The 18526-nt window shown below is 61.2% G+C and carries 17 protein-coding genes; 6 read left to right on the plus strand and 11 right to left on the minus strand.

The features are described 5' to 3' along the window. Positions 1–18 precede the first annotated feature (18 nt). From AB1781_03530 to AB1781_03540, 3 genes are all read right to left on the minus strand, one after another. Positions 19–1326, minus strand: coding sequence for a PQQ-binding-like beta-propeller repeat protein (locus AB1781_03530; protein ID MEW5703642.1), 1308 nt, complete (start codon positions 1324–1326; stop codon positions 19–21). Between the two features lie 8 nt (positions 1327–1334). Continuing rightward, positions 1335–1988: a tetratricopeptide repeat protein gene (locus tag AB1781_03535; protein MEW5703643.1), complete on the minus strand. Its 654-nt coding sequence runs from the start codon at positions 1986–1988 to the stop codon at positions 1335–1337. A gap of 94 nt (positions 1989–2082) precedes the next feature. Next, complete coding sequence (locus AB1781_03540; protein MEW5703644.1) at positions 2083–2640, minus strand: thioredoxin family protein; 558 nt, start codon at positions 2638–2640, stop codon at positions 2083–2085. 512 nt (positions 2641–3152) lie between these two features. Here AB1781_03540 and hemA point away from each other — a divergent pair. Then, positions 3153–4367 carry a 5-aminolevulinate synthase gene (gene hemA / locus AB1781_03545; GenBank protein MEW5703645.1) on the plus strand — a complete coding sequence of 405 codons (1215 nt, stop codon included), beginning with the start codon at positions 3153–3155 and terminating at the stop codon, positions 4365–4367. Positions 4368–4424: 57 nt separating this feature from the next. Here hemA and AB1781_03550 read toward each other — a convergent pair whose 3' ends face one another. From AB1781_03550 to AB1781_03565, 4 genes are all read right to left on the minus strand, one after another. Further along, positions 4425–4964: an ester cyclase gene (locus AB1781_03550; GenBank protein MEW5703646.1), complete on the minus strand. Its 540-nt coding sequence runs from the start codon at positions 4962–4964 to the stop codon at positions 4425–4427. Positions 4965–5054: 90 nt separating this feature from the next. Further along, positions 5055–5990: a cation diffusion facilitator family transporter gene (locus tag AB1781_03555; protein ID MEW5703647.1), complete on the minus strand. Its 936-nt coding sequence runs from the start codon at positions 5988–5990 to the stop codon at positions 5055–5057. Between the two features lie 69 nt (positions 5991–6059). After that, on the minus strand, positions 6060–6650 hold the full coding sequence (gene pdxH / locus AB1781_03560) for a pyridoxamine 5'-phosphate oxidase (protein MEW5703648.1): 591 nt from the start codon (positions 6648–6650) through the stop codon (positions 6060–6062). Positions 6651–6713: 63 nt separating this feature from the next. Continuing rightward, entirely contained in the window at positions 6714–7556 is an 843-nt protein-coding gene (locus tag AB1781_03565) for a YihY family inner membrane protein (GenBank protein MEW5703649.1), read from the minus strand. 171 nt (positions 7557–7727) lie between these two features. Here AB1781_03565 and fabI point away from each other — a divergent pair, with 171 nt between their 5' ends. Then, a complete protein-coding gene (fabI, locus tag AB1781_03570) occupies positions 7728–8540 on the plus strand; it encodes an enoyl-ACP reductase FabI (protein MEW5703650.1) in 813 nt (270 codons plus the stop codon). A gap of 9 nt (positions 8541–8549) precedes the next feature. Beyond that, positions 8550–9620, plus strand: a complete 1071-nt coding sequence (aroC, locus tag AB1781_03575) for a chorismate synthase (protein MEW5703651.1) — start codon at positions 8550–8552, stop codon at positions 9618–9620. Positions 9621–9626: 6 nt separating this feature from the next. Here aroC and AB1781_03580 read toward each other — a convergent pair whose 3' ends face one another. From AB1781_03580 to AB1781_03595, 4 genes are read right to left on the minus strand one after another with little or no spacing between them, the layout of a single operon-like run. Beyond that, the gene (locus tag AB1781_03580) at positions 9627–10379 is read right to left on the minus strand and encodes a TlyA family RNA methyltransferase (protein MEW5703652.1); all 753 of its coding nucleotides are present in this window, start codon (positions 10377–10379) and stop codon (positions 9627–9629) included. A 3-nt stretch (positions 10380–10382) separates the two neighbouring features. Continuing rightward, positions 10383–12314 carry a 1-deoxy-D-xylulose-5-phosphate synthase gene (gene dxs / locus AB1781_03585; GenBank protein ID MEW5703653.1) on the minus strand — a complete coding sequence of 644 codons (1932 nt, stop codon included), beginning with the start codon at positions 12312–12314 and terminating at the stop codon, positions 10383–10385. A 35-nt stretch (positions 12315–12349) separates the two neighbouring features. Continuing rightward, complete coding sequence (locus AB1781_03590) at positions 12350–13282, minus strand: polyprenyl synthetase family protein (GenBank protein ID MEW5703654.1); 933 nt, start codon at positions 13280–13282, stop codon at positions 12350–12352. Beyond that, positions 13245–13496, minus strand: coding sequence for an exodeoxyribonuclease VII small subunit (locus tag AB1781_03595; protein ID MEW5703655.1), 252 nt, complete (start codon positions 13494–13496; stop codon positions 13245–13247). Before AB1781_03595 ends, AB1781_03590 begins: the two co-directional genes overlap by 38 nt. Before the next feature lie 152 nt (positions 13497–13648). Between AB1781_03595 and AB1781_03600 the strand changes: the two genes are divergently transcribed. The 3 genes from AB1781_03600 to AB1781_03610 are packed head-to-tail and all read left to right on the plus strand — an operon-like array spanning position 13649 to position 18327. Then, positions 13649–13933 carry a hypothetical protein gene (locus tag AB1781_03600; protein MEW5703656.1) on the plus strand — a complete coding sequence of 95 codons (285 nt, stop codon included), beginning with the start codon at positions 13649–13651 and terminating at the stop codon, positions 13931–13933. Positions 13934–13945: 12 nt separating this feature from the next. Further along, positions 13946–15139 (plus strand): efflux RND transporter periplasmic adaptor subunit, encoded by a 1194-nt coding sequence (locus AB1781_03605; GenBank protein MEW5703657.1) that lies wholly within the window; start codon positions 13946–13948, stop codon positions 15137–15139. A 2-nt stretch (positions 15140–15141) separates the two neighbouring features. After that, the gene (locus tag AB1781_03610; protein ID MEW5703658.1) at positions 15142–18327 is read left to right on the plus strand and encodes an efflux RND transporter permease subunit; all 3186 of its coding nucleotides are present in this window, start codon (positions 15142–15144) and stop codon (positions 18325–18327) included. Positions 18328–18526 lie beyond the last annotated feature (199 nt).

Here is an 18526-nt window from a genome sequence, read left to right on the forward strand (position 1 = left end):
GGCTTTTTATCCGAACACTCAGCGAAACGCGACGAGATCGGCGTCGGTCGTCAGCAGATAGATCGTGCCTTGCGCCACGACAGGGGCCGTGATCACGCCGTCGTCCAGCTTGATCTGGCTGACGACCGTTCCCCGGTAGGGGGAAACGGAAAGGACAACACCGTTCGAGTTCGCGACAAGAAGCCGGTCGCTTGCCAACACCGGCCCGTACCACACGATCGGATTCTCCTTCTCGGCCATATCCCCATAGTCGGGCAGCCGCAGAATCCAGAGGATCTCGCCCTTCTCCCTTGAAAGGCAGATAAGCTCGCTTTCGCTCGTGATCAGGTAGAGATATTTCCCCGCAACCCAGGGCGTCTGAATGCCGCCGATTTCTTTTTCCCATACCGTCTCGCCGGTGCCCGAATCGATGGCCACGATTCGACCGCTATGGCTGATGGCGAAGATACGGTCGCGATCAATGACCGGGTTGCCCCGAATATCGGCAATCGAGGAAATCACGTCGTTGCGCCGAAGCGACGCCAGCGAATAGGACCACATGATCCGCCCGTTGCTGGCGAGCATGGCGAAGATTTCCCCCGACGAGTAAGGCACGACAACGACGCCGTCAGCGATGGCGGGGCTGGCGCCGCCCAGGATGGCAGCCGTTTCCTCGAACCCCTGGTGGTTCCAAAGCATCTCGCCATCCCTCGCGTCGAGGACGAATAAGCGGCTATCGACCGTCGTCACAAAAACCCGACCGTCGCTGACGGCCGGGGCCGCCCGCATCGGCGAAAAAACGCTGCGGCGCCATATCACCTCGCCGGTGGCGGCATCGAGAGCGACCGCCTCGGCAAAACCGGTGCTGACGAAGAGGCGGCCATACGCATAGGCAATGCCGCCGCTGAACGGCACATCTTCCTGGTCCTCCGGCGTCAAATCCACGCGCCACAGCCGGTCGCCGTTTTCGACGTCGTAAGCCGAGACCCGCCCACTTACGTCCGCGACGTAGGCCCGGCCGTCGGCGATGACCGGCTCGGAAATAAGCCTCCTGTCGCTGCTGTCGCCGCGGCCGACACTCGAAGACCAAACTTCCGCCGGCGCATCGGCAATCGCCAGGTGGTGCATTGCGTGGCTTGGATAACCGCCGGATTGAGGCCAGGAGGCATTGACCTGCGGCGGCGGCAGCTGGATAGATGCCCCGTCAACCTCCGGTTTGCGTTCGCTTTCGAGAAAAAGAATCGGAATCCGCTCGCCGGGAATTTTTGCTTTTTTGGAATCGAAGATGGATTCCGAGCAAGCTCCCAACAGCGCGCCGACAACGAAGAGGAGAAGAACCTTGCGCATATTTCTCCTCAGGATTCTTCGCTGAGCGCCGTTGCCATTTGTTCGGCCCGCTGGCGAAGCATCCTTGGCGCTTCGGGGTCCGTCGCAAGTTTTGTGTAAATTTCTCTCGCCTTGCCGATTTCACCGGCACGAATTGCGACCAGGGCGGTGATTTCAAGGGCGGAGTGCCTCCAGGGATTTTCCATCCCCGTCAACGGCGCCAACTCACCGACAAGGGTCTCCGGGTCTTCCCGATCAATCCGCCGAAACGCGCTTAGGATACGCGCGAGGCTGCGAAGCGAATCCGGCACGCTGTTATCTCCGGCGATCGCCTGATAAATCCGGATAGCGCCTTCGGTATCGCCCTGCGCGGAAACGATGGCGGCCTCGTGAAGACGGGCAAGCGTCACATAGCCCCCGCGGCCATCCTCGGCAAGCGCCGCGAAAGCCGCGCGGGCGGCGTCTTCATTTCCCTGCCTCAGAAGTTCCGTCGCGACGTGGTAACGGAGCCCATCCGCCAGCGCCTGCCGACGGTTGTATTCGTCCCAGCCCGTCTTCCCCGCCACCACGAGAACAAGCGCGACCGCACCGCCAATCACCAGGCGGCCATACTTCCGCCATAGGGCGAGAAGCCGGTCACGCCTGAGTTCCTCGTTAATTTCGCGGAAAATAGTATCGTTCACGGATGCTTCCTTGGCGCTTTCCCCAGCCGGCCGGCGCCACCATACCCCCCGGCGAAAGCGAAGGCAAACGGGCGGAACAAGCCGAACTCCGCAATCAGCCTTCTTCCCGCCACTTGATGGAACAACCCATGCTCGGAACCTGCTCGGCCGGCCCTTCGCCGGTCTTGGCGATCCTTGCCATGGCCTCGAAAAGCTCGCGCCGGGCCCCTGCCTTTTCCTCGCGGCCGCCCGCGTCAATCCGCCCCCGGTATTGAAGTTCGAGTTTGCGATTGAAACCGAAAAAGTCCGGTGTGCAGACGGCGCCATAGGCCCGGGCGACCGCTTGCGTCTCATCCATCACATAGGGAAAAGAAAACCCCTGCGCCCTGGCAAAGGCTTTCATGTTCTCGAAGGAATCTTCCGGATAGGCAAGTGTGTCGTTCGGCATGATGGCGATCGCGCCCACGCCATGCTCTTCCAGTTCCCGGATGTCACGGACGATCCGTGCAATCGCCCCCTTCACGTAAGGGCAATGGTTGCAGATGAACAGGACGAGGGTGGCGTTCGCACCTTGCACATCGGCAAGGCGGTATGTTCTGCCGTCAATCCCGGGAAGGGAAAAATCAACCGCCTTCCATCTGAACTCGCAGACAGGCGTATGCAGAAGCGCCATACCGACTTCCTCCGGAAAAGCACAGAAACAAAACGCGAATCGAAACCGCAGAATATCAGGAAGCGGGCGGTTCGGGCGTGTTTTTCTGAATTACCGTTACGGGAAATGCCCCTCGTTCAAAATTCGAAACCGACTTTTCCCGCCTTTGATCCCGCTTGGAATGGCCGCCCAACCGACGTCGAGATAAACGAAAAATCAAAGAATCGAGGCGTAAGATTTCTTCGCCAACCCTATTCCTACGGACAAGACGCGATGCCAGAATTGTACAACATGGAAAAACCGACCGTACCCCCGGCCGCTTCACCCCCGGCTGGCGAAACCCGAAGCGGGCGGCAAGGAAAACGGCCATCCTCCGGTATGCCGTTCGCATCGGACGGGTGGTTGCAACGCCTTGAAAAAACAGACCTTCCAGGCAGAAGTTTGGACCGGGGGAACGGCTTCGTGATAGAATGACCGCCGGTTTGCGCCGGAAAGAGCGCAAGCCGCCGGAGGCAGACATCCAGGGAACGCCCATGGACTATAACCGATGCTTTGCAGAAGCCCTCGCCGACCTCAAAGCGGAAGGTCGCTACCGCGTCTTCGCTGATCTTGAACGCTTGCAAGGTTCCTTCCCGCGGGCCTTCAACCGCCTGAAGGACGGCCGGACGAAAGAAGTCACCGTCTGGTGCAGCAACGACTATCTCGGCATGGCCCAACACCCGACGGTGCTGGCAGCGATGCGCGAAGCCTTGGCGACCCACGGCGCCGGCGCCGGCGGTACGCGCAATATCTCGGGCACCCATCATCTCCACGTCCTGCTGGAAGAAGAACTCGCCGACCTTCACGGCAAGGAAGCGGCCCTTCTCTTCACCTCCGGCTACACCTCAAACGAAGCGGCGCTCAGCACGATCGCGAGGCTTCTGCCCGGCTGCGTCATTTTCTCCGACCAGTTCAACCATGCCTCGATGATCCAGGGTATCCGCCACAGCGGCGCACAGCGAAAAATCTTCCGCCACAACGACGCCGGCCACCTGGAGGCCCTGCTGCGTGAAACGGAACAGGGAAGGCCGAAACTGATTGTTTTCGAGTCCGTCTATTCGATGGACGCCGACATCGCGCCAATTGCGGCCATTTGCGACCTTGCCGAAAAATACGGGGCCATGACCTATCTCGATGAAGTACACGCCGTCGGCGCCTATGGACCGCGCGGCGGCGGGATCACGGAACGGGAAGGCATCATGGATCGGGTAACGGTCATCGAGGGAACGCTTGCCAAGGCGTTCGGCGTCATGGGCGGCTACATCGCGGCCTCGTCGCCCATCGTGGACGCCGTCCGCAGTTTCGCGCCAGGCTTCATCTTTACGACGGCGTTGCCGCCGGTGGTCGTGGCCGGCGCCTTGGCCAGCGTCCGCCATCTAAAGGCAAGCGATGTCGAGCGCAAGCGGCACCAGGAACGCGCCGCCACCTGCAAGCGCCTGCTGGCAAAAGCCGGGCTTCCCATCCTGCCCACCGAAAGCCATATCGTGCCGCTCGTGGTCGGCGATGCGCGACTCTGCAAGCAGGCAAGCGACATACTGCTGGAGCGTCACGGCATTTATATCCAGCCGATCAACTACCCGACCGTGCCGAAGGGGACGGAACGTCTTCGCATTACGCCCTCACCGTTGCACACGGACGTGATGATGGCCCATCTTGTCGAATCGCTTCTCGACGTATGGAACCGGCTCGAACTTAAGCTTGCTGCTTAAGGCCGGCGTGGCGTGTGAAAAAAAACGGCCGGTGATCGCCGGCCGTTTCCGCTTCGGCTACTTCGTCGCACCGATTGCTTCAAGCAAGCGCCACTTGTCCCAATAACTGCGGATCAAAACGGTACCGTCTTTACCGACCCTGATCACGTCGATCCCGTGCACTTGCAGTGCCTTGTTGGTCGCGGGTTTATCGCCAAAGGGCCCGGTATGGGTGGCGGTCCACGTCCATTCCCAATAGACGACTCCGTCGTCCGTGTACTTTACATGGTCATAGGAAAATTTGCTGTTTGGGAAGGCCTTGAAAAGGCCAGCCGCGTATTCGCGTAATTTGTCCCCGGTGATGCCTTCCGCTGGCAAGGAAGCGTCCCAATAGGTCCCGTTTTTTACGGTGGCCACGATAGAATCCAGATCGCCCGTGTTCCAGCCCCTGGACCAATTCCCCATGCTTGCCTTCGCCACCTTGGCAGGATCGCTATCCGGCCGCGGCCCACCCGCAGCAAGGGCGGCTGTCCCGTTGCCAACCAGAACCAATACCAGCGCCAGCGCCAAAAGCGACCACGTGGATTTCGACAGGCATGCAATCAACCGTTGGGTCATGTTCTTCCCTATTTCCGTTCCAGCAAACGACACGTACGCAAAGCATAGCAAGGCCATGCCGGCAAGGCAAAACCGCGCCCGCCAAGCGTCCTACCCACGCCCATCCGGCAAGCCCAGCAAGACCCGCAGCCACTTGCCCGGCACGCGGCGCGGCGGCGGGTAGTATGGCCGGTATTCCATGGCCCCCTGCGGGTCCTCGTGAATGATGATCTCGGCCGCTGGAAAGGCCTTGGCGACTTCCATTTCGACTTCGTCGGAGATCCGGTGGGCCTCCCTCAGTGTCATGTCGCCGTTGAGTTCGAGATGAAACTGGATAAAGGCCATCGTACCGGATTGCCGCGTGCGAAGGTCATGCAGGTCGCGAACCTCCGGGTGCGCGCAGGCAATCGTGCGGATGCGGCTACGATCCTCTTCCAGCAACTCGCGGTCCATCAGGGGATCGACGGAAGCGAAGGCGATACGGCCAGCCGTCCGCAAGAGGTAGAGCGCGATCACAATTCCGAAAAGCGGATCCATGAACGCCAAGTCGAAGCTCGTGGCCAACACAAGGGCCAGGATTACGCTGCCGTTGATCAGCACGTCGCCCGTGTAGTGAAGGGAATCGGCGCCGATGGCGATGGACCCCGTCTTTCGGACGACGTAACGCTGGAAGTGGACGAGACCGACCGTGGCGACGATGGAGAAAACCATGACGGCGATCCCGGTCCCGCCATATTCGATCGCGTGCGGCCGGGCGAAACGGCCAGCCGCCTCAATCAGCAGGAAGCCAGCCGAACCGGCGACAAAGGCCGCTTGGCCAAGGCCGGCCAAGTGCTCGGCCTTGCCGTGCCCAAAACGGTGTTCGTAGTCGGCGGGCTGCAAGGAATGGCGCACCGCCAGCAGGTTGATGAGCGACGCCCCGACATCGAGCAGCGAATCGATGAGGGAAGACAGCAGGCTCACCGAATCCGTCAACCACCAAGCGCCCGCTTTGATGACGACGAGAAGCGTCGCCACGGCCACGGCGGCGTTTGTAGCAAGCCGCATCAGGCGCGCGCTTGCAGCCGGAACCGTCACTGCTTTCGAGGGGATCTCGACCAAGAAAACTCCCGCCTATCAGGGGTAGAGCCGCTCCACCCGCCAGCCCATTGCTTCCCGAGCATACACCAAGCGGTCGTGCAGACGGAACGCGGCCTGGCTCCAGAATTCCATTCGCCGCGGCACGACCCGATAGCCGGACCAGAAGGGCGGCCGCGGCACCTTGCCCAGGCCGAACTTGACCGTGAATTCGGCGATGCGTTTCTCAAGCTCGTGCCTGCCTTCCAGGGGACGCGACTGCCTCGATGCCCAGGCGCCGATCTGGCTTAAACGATCGCGAGTCGCAAAATAGGCGTCCGCCTCCGCCGCGCTCACCGGCTCGACGGCACCCGTGATCCGCACCTGGCGATCGAGCGTCTTCCAGTAGAAGCAGAGAGCCGCCCGCGGATTTTCCCGAACCTCGCCGCCCTTCCCGCTTTCCAGGTTCGTGTAAAAAACGAAGCCACGCGCATCCACGCCTTTCAGCAGCACCATCCGGTTCGACGGCATGCCGTCCCCGTCCACCGTCGCCAGCGCCATGGCGTCGGGGTTTTTGGGTTCGGCCGCCTTCGCCTCGGCAAACCATTTTTCGAAAAGGGCGATGGGATCCTTTTCGGGGGTTTCAAACATGGTGACGGTTCACTCGTTTTTTCGAAGCGCCCAAAGGTGAAAGCGCCGTTCGCCTGGTGCACGTCAAGAAGGCTCGCCCGCACCCTTCCGCCAATCCCCGGCTGAAGCAGCAACTAGCCCGCCCACCAACACGGCAAGCCATGAAATATACATCCAGATAAGGAAGATCGGAATCGCCGCAAGCGCCCCGTAAATTACTTGATAGGTCGGAAAATACGTCAGGTAAAGCCCAAAGCTCTTTTTCGCCGATTCGAAGAGAACGGCGGCAACAACCCCACCCACGAGCGCATCCCGCCAAGGCACCTCGCGATTCGGAATGACGATGTAGAGAAGCGCTAACCCCGCCGTCTCGAGAAGAAAGGGTACGAAGCGCACGAAATCGCGAATCCCTGCTGCACGTTCGCTCCCGAACCATTCCGTTGCCGCGAAAAGATAGCCGGAAATGGAAAGCCCGGCTCCGATAAAGACCGGCCCCAACGTCATCACCGCCCAATAGGCCAACAGCCGCGGCACCAGTTTTCGCTGCGTTCGCACGTTCCAGATATAGTTGAACGTCTTTTCGATCGTAGAAAGCAGCAAGACCGTCGTTACGAAAAGGAAAAGCGTACCCACCGCCGTAAGCCTGCGCGCCTTTTCGGCGAAAGCGCCGAGTTGGCTGCGGATCACCTCTTCCATATGGGGGGCGAAATTCTTGAAAAGAAGACTTGAAACCGCGTCTCTCGATTCCTCAAGACCGGGAAAAATGGCAAAAACCGTAAACCCGATCGCCGTCGCCGGGACGAGCGCCAGAAGCGAGGTATAGCTAAGCGCCGCCGCCGCCTGGGCGCAGCGATATTCCGAGAACCGGCGGAGAAGAAAGCCAAAAAAGGACCACAGCCGCACGGTCTTGCCTGTGAATGTGTTCATCGGGTAAGCATAGGCGGCTTCCGCCCGGCGGAAAAGCCGCGATCTCCCCGCCCGCCTCGGCTTGGAGCGTCCCCGCCTTTCGTGTAGGATGCCGTGAATCTGGGTCCCTTCCTTGGACCCTTTTCTTGTGGCCGTAATCTAAGAACCCGTAAATACGATGGGGAAAAAGCAATGAGCAGCAACACCCCGATTATGGCGGGGAAAAAGGGCATCATCTTCGGCGTCGCGAACGACCGTTCGCTTGCCTGGGGCATCGCAAAGGCGGCTTCCAGCCAGGGCGCCGAGCTTGCTTTCACCTACCAGGGAGAGGCGCTCGCCCGCCGGGTCGAGCCCTTGGCTAAATCCTTGGGCTCGGATTTCGTGCTGCCATGCGACGTAACGGACGAACCCGGCATCGACCGCGTGTTTGCGGCGATCAAGGCGCGATGGGGAAGGCTCGATTTCGCCGTTCATGCTATCGCCTATTCGGACAAGGAAGAGCTGAAGGGCCGCTTTCTCGACACGACGCCGAAAAATTTTGCGACGACGCTTGCAATCTCCTGCTACTCCTTCACGGCGATCTGCCAGCGTGCCGTGCCGCTGATGCGGGAGGGCGGCAGCCTGCTGACCCTAAGCTATTCCGGCGCCGAGCGCGTCATGCCGCACTACAACGTCATGGGGGTGGCAAAGGCGGCGCTGGAGGCAAGCGTGCGCTACCTCGCCGCCGACCTGGGAGCCCAGAATATTCGCGTCAATGCCATTTCCGCCGGGCCCATCAAGACGCTGGCCGCCTCCGGCATCGGAGACTTCCGATACATCCTGAAATGGAACCAGTACAACGCCCCACTGCATCGGAACGTAACGATCGAGGACGTCGGAGGGGCGGCCCTCTACCTCCTGAGCGATCTTTCCTCCGGTGTCACGGGAGAAATCCACCACGTCGACAGCGGCTACCATATCGTCGGGATGAAGGCAATCGACGCGCCGGATATCTCTACCGTCTAGGATCAGGCCATGTCTGGAAACAGCTTCGGAACGCTCTTTCGCTTCACGACTTGGGGCGAAAGCCACGGCCCTGCCATCGGTGGCGTCGTGGACGGCGTGCCGTCCGGGCTTGCCTTGAGCGAGGCGGACATCCAGGTCTGGCTCGACAAGCGGCGGCCGGGAAATTCGCGCTTCACGAGCCAGCGGCGTGAGGCGGACGCGGTCCGCATCCTTTCCGGCGTCTTCGAGGGGAAGACGACGGGGGCTCCGATCAGCCTCCTCATCGAGAACACGGATACCCGGCCGAAGGATTACGACGCCATCAAGGACGCCTTCCGACCAGGGCACGCGGATTACACCTATTTCAAGAAATATGGCATCCGCGACTATCGGGGCGGCGGCCGCGCCTCGGCGCGAGAGACCGCGGTCCGTGTGGCGGCCGGCGCCATCGCCAGAAAGATCCTGGGCCCCAAGATCGTAATCCGGGGCGCCCTCATCCAGATTGGCCCCCATCGGGTGGAACCTTCGCGCTGGGATTGGGAAACGGTGAACGCCAATCCCTTCTTCTGCCCCGACCCCGTCGTGGCGAAGGAATGGGAGATTTATCTCGACGGTATCCGGAAAAGCGGCAATTCCATCGGCGCCGTCGTCCAGGTCGAGGCTTCCGGCGTCCCAGCCGGCCTTGGCGAGCCCGCCTACGACAAGCTGGACGCCGACCTTGCCAAGGCGATGATGGGCATCAACGCCGTGAAGGGGGTTGAGATCGGCGCCGGCTTCGGCGCGGCCGCCCTCCTGGGCGATGCAAACGCCGACGAGATGCGCATGGAGAAAGGCGAGGTCCGCTTCCTTTCGAACCAGGCCGGTGGCGTCCTGGGCGGCATCTCGACCGGGCAACCCGTTGTCGTGCGGTTCGCCGTAAAACCGACGAGTTCGATCGCCATCCCGAAAAAATCCGTCAACCTGCATGGTGAGGATATTCTGGTTGCGACGAAGGGCCGTCACGACCCCTGCGTCGGTATCCGCGCCGTGCCGGTGGGGGAAGCAATGCTCGCCACCGTGCTGGCGGACCATTTGCTTCGCCATCGGGCGCTCGCTGGCTGAGCCTTCCTAACCCGCGTAGCGGGCGTAGATCAGGAATTCCTTGTTGCCTTCGGGGCCCAGGATCGGGCTTTCCACGATGCCATGCACCCGCCAGCCGGGAAGCCCGTCGAGCCAGTCTTCGATACGCTTGCAAACTTGCGCATGCAGGGCGGGGTCGCGCACGACGCCTTTCTTGCCGACGCGCCCCTTGCCGACCTCGAATTGCGGCTTGATGAGGGCGAGCAGTTCCGCCCCGGGAGCAGCCAGCTTCAGGGGCGCTGGCAGGACCGTTTCGAGGCCGATGAAACTCGCGTCGCAAACAATCAATTCCACCGGTTCGGGGATTTCCTTTGCCGTCAGGTAGCGGGCGTTCGTGCGTTCGAGCACGCAAACGCGCGGGTCGTTGCGAAGCCGCCAGGCGAGCTGGCCGGAGCCGACATCCACCGCATAGACCCGCTGCGCGCCCCGCTTCAGCAGAACGTCCGTGAAGCCGCCATGGGCGGCCCCGATATCGAGGGCCGTCTTTTCCGCGGGCTCGATCCCGAAACGATCCAACGCGGAGGCAAGCTTCACACCCCCGCGCGAAGCCCAGGGGTGATCGGGGCCGCGAACCTCGATCGGGGTTTCGGGCGCAAGCAGCGCGCCGGCCTTCTCCAAGCGGCGCTCACCGCTGAAGACATGGCCAGCCAGCACGATCGCCTGGGCGCGGGTCCGGCTTTCGGCAAGGCCGAGGCGCACCAGAAGTTGATCGAGGCGGATTTTCTCCGCCTTCTGCGTCATGAATCAGGCGCGGGCGGAAACGGAGTTGTGGCCGAGGGCGGCAAGAGCCGTGTTCACGATGTGCCGGGCGTCGAGACCGGCCTGCTCGTATTGTTTCTCGGGCTTTTCATGGTCGAGAAAGACATCCGGCAGCACCATCGGCCGCACCTTCATCCCGGCGTCCAGCAACCCCGTCTGCGCCAAATACTGGAGCACATGAGCCGCGAACCCGCCGACGGAACCTTCCTCGATCGTGATCAGGACCTCGTGCTCAAGGGCCAGCGTACGGATGAGCGCCTCGTCGAGCGGCTTTGCGAAGCGGGCGTCCGCCACCGTCGCCGACAAGCCCCTCGCCGCCAGTTCGTCAGCCGCCTTCAGGCATTCCTGCAATCGGCTGCCGAACGAAAGCAGGGCGACCGTCGTGCCTTCCCGCAGGACCCGGCCGCGGCCGATTTCGAGCGGCACGCCGCGGCTCGGCATCTCCACGCCCACCCCCTCGCCGCGCGGGTAGCGGAAAGCGCATGGCCGGTCATCAATCGCGGCAGCCGTCGCCACCATGTGGACGAGTTCCGCCTCGTCGGCGGCCGCCATCACAACAAAGCCGGGCAGACAACTCAAATAGGTGACGTCGTAAGAACCGGCATGGGTCGGCCCATCGGCGCCGACCAGGCCGGCGCGGTCGATCGCAAAACGGACCGGCAATTGCTGGATCGCCACGTCATGGACGACCTGGTCGTAGGCGCGCTGCAGGAAGGTCGAATAGATCGCGGCAAAGGGCTTGAATCCTTCCGTCGCAAGACCGGCGCAGAACGTCACCGCGTGCTGCTCGGCGATGCCGACGTCGAAACACCGCTTCGGAAATTTCTCCGCGAAGAGATCGAGGCCCGTGCCGGACGGCATGGCGCCCGTAACGGCGATGATCTTTTCGTCCTTCTCCGCTTCCTGGATCAACGCCTTGGCGAAGACCTTCGTGTAACTCGGCGCCGTGGCCTGGGATTTCACCTGGGCACCGGTGACGGCGTCGAACTTGCCGACGCCGTGGTACTTGTCGGCGGAAGCCTCGGCCGGCGGGTAGCCATGTCCCTTTTGGGTCACGACATGGACGAGGACGGGCCCCTCCTCGGGGTCGTCGCGAACGTTCTTGAGGACCGGCAGCAGATGGTCGAGGTTATGGCCGTCGATCGGGCCGACGTAATAGAAACCGAGCTCCTCGAACAGGGTGCCGCCGGTCACAAAGCCGCGGGCGAACTCCTCGGCGCGACGGGCGGCGATCTCAAGCTGGCGGGGAAATTTCTTGGCGATCATGCTGGCCAGGTGGCGGATCGACCGATAGGGCTTCGACGAGATCAGCCGCGAGAGATAGGCGCTCATCGCCCCCACCGGCGGCGCAATCGACATGTCGTTGTCGTTCAGAATGACGATAAGCCGGCTGGCCATCGAACCGGCGTTGTTCATCGCCTCGTATGCCATGCCGGCGCTCATCGCGCCATCGCCGATGACGGCGATCACGTTGTTCTTGCGCCCCTCGAGATCGCGCGCAACCGCCATGCCGAGGGCGGAGGAGATCGACGTCGAACTGTGCGCCGCCCCGAAAGGGTCGTATTCGCTTTCGGAACGTTTCGTGAATCCGGAAAGACCGCCGCCCTGCCGAAGCGTGCGAATGCGATCGCGCCGGCCGGTAAGAATTTTGTGAGGGTAGCACTGATGGCCGACATCCCAGATCAGCCGGTCCTCGGGCGTATTGAAAACGTAATGAAGTGCAACGGTTAACTCGACGACACCAAGCCCCGCGCCCAGATGGCCGCCGGTGTTGGAAACCGCGTCGATCGTTTCCAAGCGCAGTTCGTCCGCCAGCTGGCGAAGCGCCTTCTCCTTCAGCTTGCGAAGGTCCGCCGGGACGGTGACCGTATCCAGCAGTGGCGTTTTCGTGTTCGCTTTCGATTCAGTTTTTTTCAACAACGCTCTCTCGCTTCGCCCCTTGGGCTTTTCCTTCAATGTCGCCGCGTGACGACGAAATGGGCCGCAAGCGCTAATAACTCCGCCTTTTTCCCGAAAATATCAAGGTGCGCAACGGCTTGATCGGCTAAAATTTTAGCTTGTTTCCGGGCGCGCTCGGCGCCGAGAATCGAGACAAACGTAGCTTTTCCGGCGGTTTCATCCTTGCGGACGGCCTTGCCCGTTGTTGCCGCGTCCCCCTCTATGTCCAAGAGATCGTCCTGAATCTGGAAGGCCAACCCAAGATCGTGGGCATAGGCATGAAGGGCGTGACGCTCGGTGTCTCTAGCCTCGCCGAGAACGGCGCCCGATTCACAGGCAAACGCGATGAGCGCCCCCGTCTTCATTCGCTGAAGCCGGGTGATGGCGCCGATATCCATCGTCATATCCTCGGCTAAAAGGTCCATCATCTGACCGCCGACCATGCCGGCGGCGCCGGCGGCCGACGCCAGCAAGCGAACAAGCTCGCACCGCACGCGCGAGGTGGGATGCGTTTCGACGGTGGCAAGCAGCTCGAAGGCAAGGGCCTGCAAGGCGTCCCCGGCGAGGATCGCGGTCGCCTCGTCGAAATGGACATGACAGGTCGGCTGCCCACGCCGCAGCGCATCGTCATCCATCGCGGGCAAATCGTCGTGAACGAGGGAGTAGCTGTGCACAAGCTCGACGGCGGCGGCCACCCGAAGGGCGCGCGGTCGCGGCACATCAAAAAGATCCGCGCTTGTCATCGCCAGGAAGGGGCGGAACCGCTTGCCGCCGTTCAACACCGCATAGCGCATCGCATCGCAAAGCCGGTTCTCCGGGCCGTCGCTTGTCGTAAGCAAACGATCCAGAAGCCCGGCCACCGCGTCGGCCGTTTCTGTCAAGGCGATTTCCAGCGAACGCGTATTCAGCTTATTCAACGTCGACTTCTTCCAGACCGACTGCCCCATCCTCTCCAAGCTGGATACGGCTCACCTTCGTCTGTGCCTCGCGAAGTTTCGCCTCGCAATGGCGCTTGAGGGCAGCACCGCGCTCATAGGACGCGATCGCCTCGTCCAGTTTTCCCTGGCCGGATTCCAGCCGTTCGACGATGGCCTCCAATGCGGCCAACGCCTGTTCGAAGCTCATTACCTGGATATCCTTCGAGATTTCCGGTTTTCCCATAGAATCGGCCCGTTTTTCAAAGAGTTTCCAAGTTACCGCAAGCCCTTCCCGGAAGGCAAGCGGTCCCATTGCTTGAGTATATAATTGCAAAAAAATATTTAAAACTGCATTGAAAAATACTACCGTTAGCTTGCTAATGGATCGGTCCGGCCATGCCCAGTGAACAGAAACTCGAACGCGCCTTCGACTGCATCGTCACCGATACGGACCCGAAAGATCGAAGGCTAAGGCGCGTGGACTTGACACCAAGAGCAAGACCCGTCGCACAGGAGTTGCGCACGATCGCAAGGGACATGCGCGAAGAGACGCTCGCCGGGATCGGAAGCGACAGACACGAACAGCGGATTGACCTGCTGCTGCGAATCAAAGCAAACATGCTGGTGGCTGAGCCGGTGACCCCCTCGGGCAAACGCGCGCCCGCCCGGAAAAGCCGTTGAGTGGAAAAGAACATGGATCGGTGGAAAAGCAAGAAACGCAAAGAAACGAACGGTTACAGTCGGAAAAACCGGCCGGCCGCCTGGCGCGGGGCTCTCTTTGTGTTCGCGCTCGGCCTTCTCGGGATCGCGGCGGTTTTTCAACCGACGAAAGCCCAGCCGGCAAAGGCCCCGGAAATGCCGCCCAGCCTGGTTGTCGTGGATGCCGTGCGCGCCGAAGAAACGGCCCAGACACTGCCGGTAATCGGTCGGCTCGTGGCGCTCCGCGCCGGCGAAGTGGCGACCCGAATCGACGGTCGCGTCGGCCAATTCCTTGTCGAGGTGGGGGATCGGGTAAAGAAAGGCGACGCGGTGGCCGTCCTTGACAGCGACCGGCGGCAGCGCGAACACCAGCAACGCCTAGCCGCTGTCGCGGAAAGCAAGGCGGCGCTCGACAGCGCGAAGGCCACCCTCGCCATCGACGAGCAGGAATTGCACCGCCTCCAATCCTTGCGCGAATCGACCGCCTTTCCGAAGGCGCGCTATGAGGACAAACAGCAAGAGGTGGTGCGCGCACAGAGCGCGGTTGCACAAGCCGCGGCGGCCGTTGAAAACGCGACCGCCCTCTTGCGCCTTGCGGAGCTTACGTTGGAGGATGCAAAAATCCGCGCGCCCTACGATGGGGTCATCAGCCTTCGCCACATCGAGGTCGGCGCCTATGCGAAAAGCGGCGCCCCGATCGTTTCGATGGTGAACGACACCAATCTCGAAATCGAGGCCGATGTGCCCGCCCAACGCCTGACCGGGCTCCAGCCGGGCACCCTTATAAAGGTCGAGTTTGACAACCAGAAAACGGGCTTCGCCGCGGTGCGCGCCATCGTCCCCGAAGAAAATCCGCTGACCCGCACGCGACGCGTACGTTTCGTACCGGACCTTGATACGCGCAAAGCAAGCTACGCGGTCGGTCAAAGCGCCATCCTGCAACTTCCGGTCGATCGGCCGCGGGAAGTCGTCACCGTTCACAAGGACGCCATCGTAAAGCGGGCCGGCGCTACGCTCGTCTTCGTCATAGCCAATGGTCAGGCGCAGATACGGCCCGTCGCCGTCGGCAAGGAAGTCGGCAACCGTTTCGAAGTCCTGAGCGGCCTGAAAGCGGGTGAGGCCGTCGTTATCCGCGGCAACGAGCGCCTGCTCCCCGGCCAGAAGGTTCTCTTCGAGGAAAAATCTTAAGGATGGACCTGATCCGCCTATCGCTCGACCGGCCGATCGCCGTCATCGCGGCGGTTTTGATGGTCGTCCTGTTCGGATTTGTGGCGCTTAAGCTTATCCCCATTCAACTGACGCCGGACCTTCGCCGACCGATCATCACCATCACCACCAACTGGCCGGGCGCCGCGCCTGCCGAGGTCGAGCGCGAGATCATCGTCCAGCAAGAAGAGGTGCTGAAGGGCCTCGAAGGGCTCAAGGAGATGGTCAGCAAATCCCAGGACGGCCGAGGCGAAATCACGCTGGAATTCACCCTCGGACAGGACATGAATCTCGCCCTTCTTCTGGTCGCCAACCGACTGGACCGGGTGCCGTCCTATCCGGAGGAAGCGGACGAGCCCCTTCTGCAAACCGCCTCCTCCGAAGACAACCCCATCGCCTGGTTCATCTTAAGCCCGCTTCCAGGCAATGCGACGCCGATCGAAAGCTATGGCGACTACGTGGAGGATGTCATCCAGGATCGTCTGCAACGCATACCGGGCGTATCCCGCGTTAACGTTTTCGGCGGCAGCGAACGTGAACTGCAAATCATTGTCGATCCGGAAAAAATGGCCCGCTACGGCCTCACCGTGCCGGAAATCGCCACCAAGCTGCGGGCCGAAAACGCTTCGATCTCGGCCGGCGATGTCGAGGAGGGCAAGCGGCGTTATGTCGTCCGCACGGAAGGCGAACTCGTCACCATTGACCGCGTGCGCGAAGTCGTGCTGCGAAGCGACACCGACCCGCAATCGGGAAGATTGGGACGGGTAACGGCGGGCGACATCGCCGACGTTGTCTTCTCTTATCGCGAACCCATCGCCTATATCCGCCACATGGGCCGTCCGGCGCTGGCGTTCAACGCCGTTCGCGAGAAAAGCGCCAACGTCATCGAAACGATGGCGGGTATTCGCGCGGTTACTGCCGAGCTTCAGCGCGACGTTCTGCCGGAGAAGCAACTTTCCCTGAAGCAGGTATACGACGAAACCGTTTACATCGACTCGTCAATCCAGCTCGTCACCCAGAACATATATGTCGGCGGCATCCTGGCCATCATCGTCCTGATGCTGTTCCTGCGTTCCGCCATGGCGACACTGATCATCGCGCTCTCCATTCCCGTTTCGGTTATCGGCGCCTTCGTCGCCATGGCGGCGATGGGCCGCACGATCAATGTCATCTCGCTCGCCGGAATCGCGTTCGCCGTCGGCATGGTCGTGGACGCGGCGATCGTCGTGCTCGAAAATATCTTCCGGCTCCGGCAAAAGGGCCTGCCGCCGATGGAGGCCGCCTACAAGGGCGCCAAGCAGGTGTGGGGGGCTAACCTTGCTTCCGCGCTGACGACCGTTTTCGTCTTCATGCCCATTCTCATCATGGAGCTTGAGGCGGGGCAGCTTTTCCGCGACATCGCGGTGGCAATTTCCGTCGCCGTGCTGCTTTCGCTTTTGGTTGCGATCACCCTGATCCCGGCCCTGGCCAATCACTTGCTGAAGGATATCCCGGACCCAAAAAAACGGCGTATTTTCGCCCTCGACCGCTTCGCCCGCAATTTCGTTGCCACCTTCGTCAAGGGCGCCCGCCGGATTTTGGGCCGTAGGAAACGCGCCGCGGCACTGGTCGGCGGCATATGCGGTGGCGCGGTGCTGGCCACTGCCCTGCTGCTTCCGAAGCTTGAATACCTGCCGGAGGGCAACCGGAATCTTATCTTTGGAATCATGATGCCGCCGCCCGGCTATAACCTCGAAACGATGATGAAAATCGCCGAACGAATCGAAGAGCAGGTGAAACCCCTTTGGAAATCGCCTTACGAGGAAGATTCAAACAGCCAGGCCGGAGCGCGCGATAGCGATCCGGCGCTTCCAAAGATCGATAACTTTTTCTTCGTTGCCATGAGCGCCCAGACGTTTCTCGGCGCAACCAGCGCCGACCCTTCCCGGGTGCGCGAGCTGATTCCGATCCTGCAAAAACCGATGTTCGAGGAACCCGGCACTTTCGGACTGGTGACCCAACCCTCGTTGTTCGGCCGAAATATCGGCGGCGGCCGTCAGGTCGACTTGAATATTTCCGGTGCCGACCTCGAGGAAATTCTCGCCGTTGCCAACCGGGCAACGCTGCTTGTCTTGCAGGCATTTCCCTTCAGCCAGGGCAACCAGTTCCGTCCCATTCCGGGACTTGAACAGGGGGCGCCGGAAATCCGGATCACCCCGGAACCGGTCCGCCTGGCCGACAACGGCCTCACGACGCGCGACCTTGGACTGACGGTCGACGCCTTCAACGATGGCCTCCGCGTCGCCGAGATCACGGTCGACAACCGGCGCATCGACCTCATGCTGATGGGGCCAAGGAACGTCATTTCGCAAACCCAGGGGATTCGGAATTTGCCGGTGGTGACGGCCTCCGGCCTGATTCTGCCGGCAGGGTCTCTTGCCAATATCGAAGTGACGACCGGACCGACGGAGATTCGCCATATCAATCGCGACCGTACGATCACGCTGGAAATCCGGCCAAGCCCCGTCGTGCCGCTCGAGGCCGCGATCGAAAGGCTTCAGACCGAGGTGATCGACAAACTAGCCGCGCAAGGCCTGCCGAAAGGGGTGAAGCTTGACCTCTCCGGCACGGCGGACGAACTCACGCGGACCTGGGAGGCGATGTCCTGGAATCTTCTGTTGGCAGTGGTGATTGTCTATCTTGTGATGGCTGTCCTGTTCGAGAGTTTTCTTTACCCGCTCCTGATCATCTTTTCGGTGCCGCTGGCAACCGCAGGCGGCGTGCTGGGGCTTGCCTTCCTGAATCTTTTTACTTACCAGCCCCTCGACATGCTGACGCTGCTCGGCTTCATCATTCTGATCGGCATCGTCGTCAACAACGCGATTCTGCTCGTTCACCAGACAATCCACCATCAGCGGGAAGAAGGGATGAGCCCCAATCACGCCATCCTGCGGGCACTGCAAAACCGTATGCGCCCGATCTTCATGTCCACCCTGACTTCCGTCTTCGGGATGCTGCCGCTTGTCTTCTTTCCAGGCGCCGGTTCCGAGCTTTACCGAGGCCTTGGCTCGGTCGTCGTGGGGGGACTTTCGCTGTCTGCCGTCCTGACCCTGATGATCATTCCGCCGCTCCTGGCGATCGTTGGACAAGACAAACGCCCTCAAAATCTGCTAGTTTCACCCCCAAGATAGTTCTGCTTAAAAATTGGACAGCTTGAGATATATGGCTAAATTTTAGGCGGTTATTTGGGAAATCCTTGAAACTCTCATTTGGTTTCGACCCAAAAATAGAAGGCAACCCACATATTTTACTTACTTTTTTTCAGGTGCCCGCAAACTAGGGCCGATGGCACAGCTTTTGCGACAACAAAACCAGATGCTGGCTTCACAA

The organism is Pseudomonadota bacterium (assembly GCA_040752895.1).
Taxonomy (GTDB): domain Bacteria; phylum Pseudomonadota; class Alphaproteobacteria.

Bases quoted from the DNA above. Each gene is read 5' to 3' on its own strand.
- AB1781_03530 (MEW5703642.1), bottom strand. From the start codon at position 1,326: ATGCGCAAGGTTCTTCTCCTCTTCGTTGTCGGCGCGCTGTTGGGAGCT.
- AB1781_03540 (MEW5703644.1), bottom strand. From the start codon at position 2,640: ATGGCGCTTCTGCATACGCCTGTCTGCGAGTTCAGATGGAAGGCGGTT.
- hemA (MEW5703645.1), top strand. From the start codon at position 3,153: ATGGACTATAACCGATGCTTTGCAGAAGCCCTCGCCGACCTCAAAGCG.
- AB1781_03550 (MEW5703646.1), bottom strand. From the start codon at position 4,964: ATGACCCAACGGTTGATTGCATGCCTGTCGAAATCCACGTGGTCGCTT.
- AB1781_03555 (MEW5703647.1), bottom strand. From the start codon at position 5,990: ATGCGGCTTGCTACAAACGCCGCCGTGGCCGTGGCGACGCTTCTCGTC.
- pdxH (MEW5703648.1), bottom strand. From the start codon at position 6,650: ATGTTTGAAACCCCCGAAAAGGATCCCATCGCCCTTTTCGAAAAATGG.
- AB1781_03565 (MEW5703649.1), bottom strand. From the start codon at position 7,556: ATGAACACATTCACAGGCAAGACCGTGCGGCTGTGGTCCTTTTTTGGC.
- fabI (MEW5703650.1), top strand. From the start codon at position 7,728: ATGAGCAGCAACACCCCGATTATGGCGGGGAAAAAGGGCATCATCTTC.
- aroC (MEW5703651.1), top strand. From the start codon at position 8,550: ATGTCTGGAAACAGCTTCGGAACGCTCTTTCGCTTCACGACTTGGGGC.
- AB1781_03580 (MEW5703652.1), bottom strand. From the start codon at position 10,379: ATGACGCAGAAGGCGGAGAAAATCCGCCTCGATCAACTTCTGGTGCGC.
- AB1781_03590 (MEW5703654.1), bottom strand. From the start codon at position 13,282: ATGGGGCAGTCGGTCTGGAAGAAGTCGACGTTGAATAAGCTGAATACG.
- AB1781_03595 (MEW5703655.1), bottom strand. From the start codon at position 13,496: ATGGGAAAACCGGAAATCTCGAAGGATATCCAGGTAATGAGCTTCGAA.
- AB1781_03600 (MEW5703656.1), top strand. From the start codon at position 13,649: ATGCCCAGTGAACAGAAACTCGAACGCGCCTTCGACTGCATCGTCACC.
- AB1781_03605 (MEW5703657.1), top strand. From the start codon at position 13,946: ATGGATCGGTGGAAAAGCAAGAAACGCAAAGAAACGAACGGTTACAGT.
- AB1781_03610 (MEW5703658.1), top strand. From the start codon at position 15,142: ATGGACCTGATCCGCCTATCGCTCGACCGGCCGATCGCCGTCATCGCG.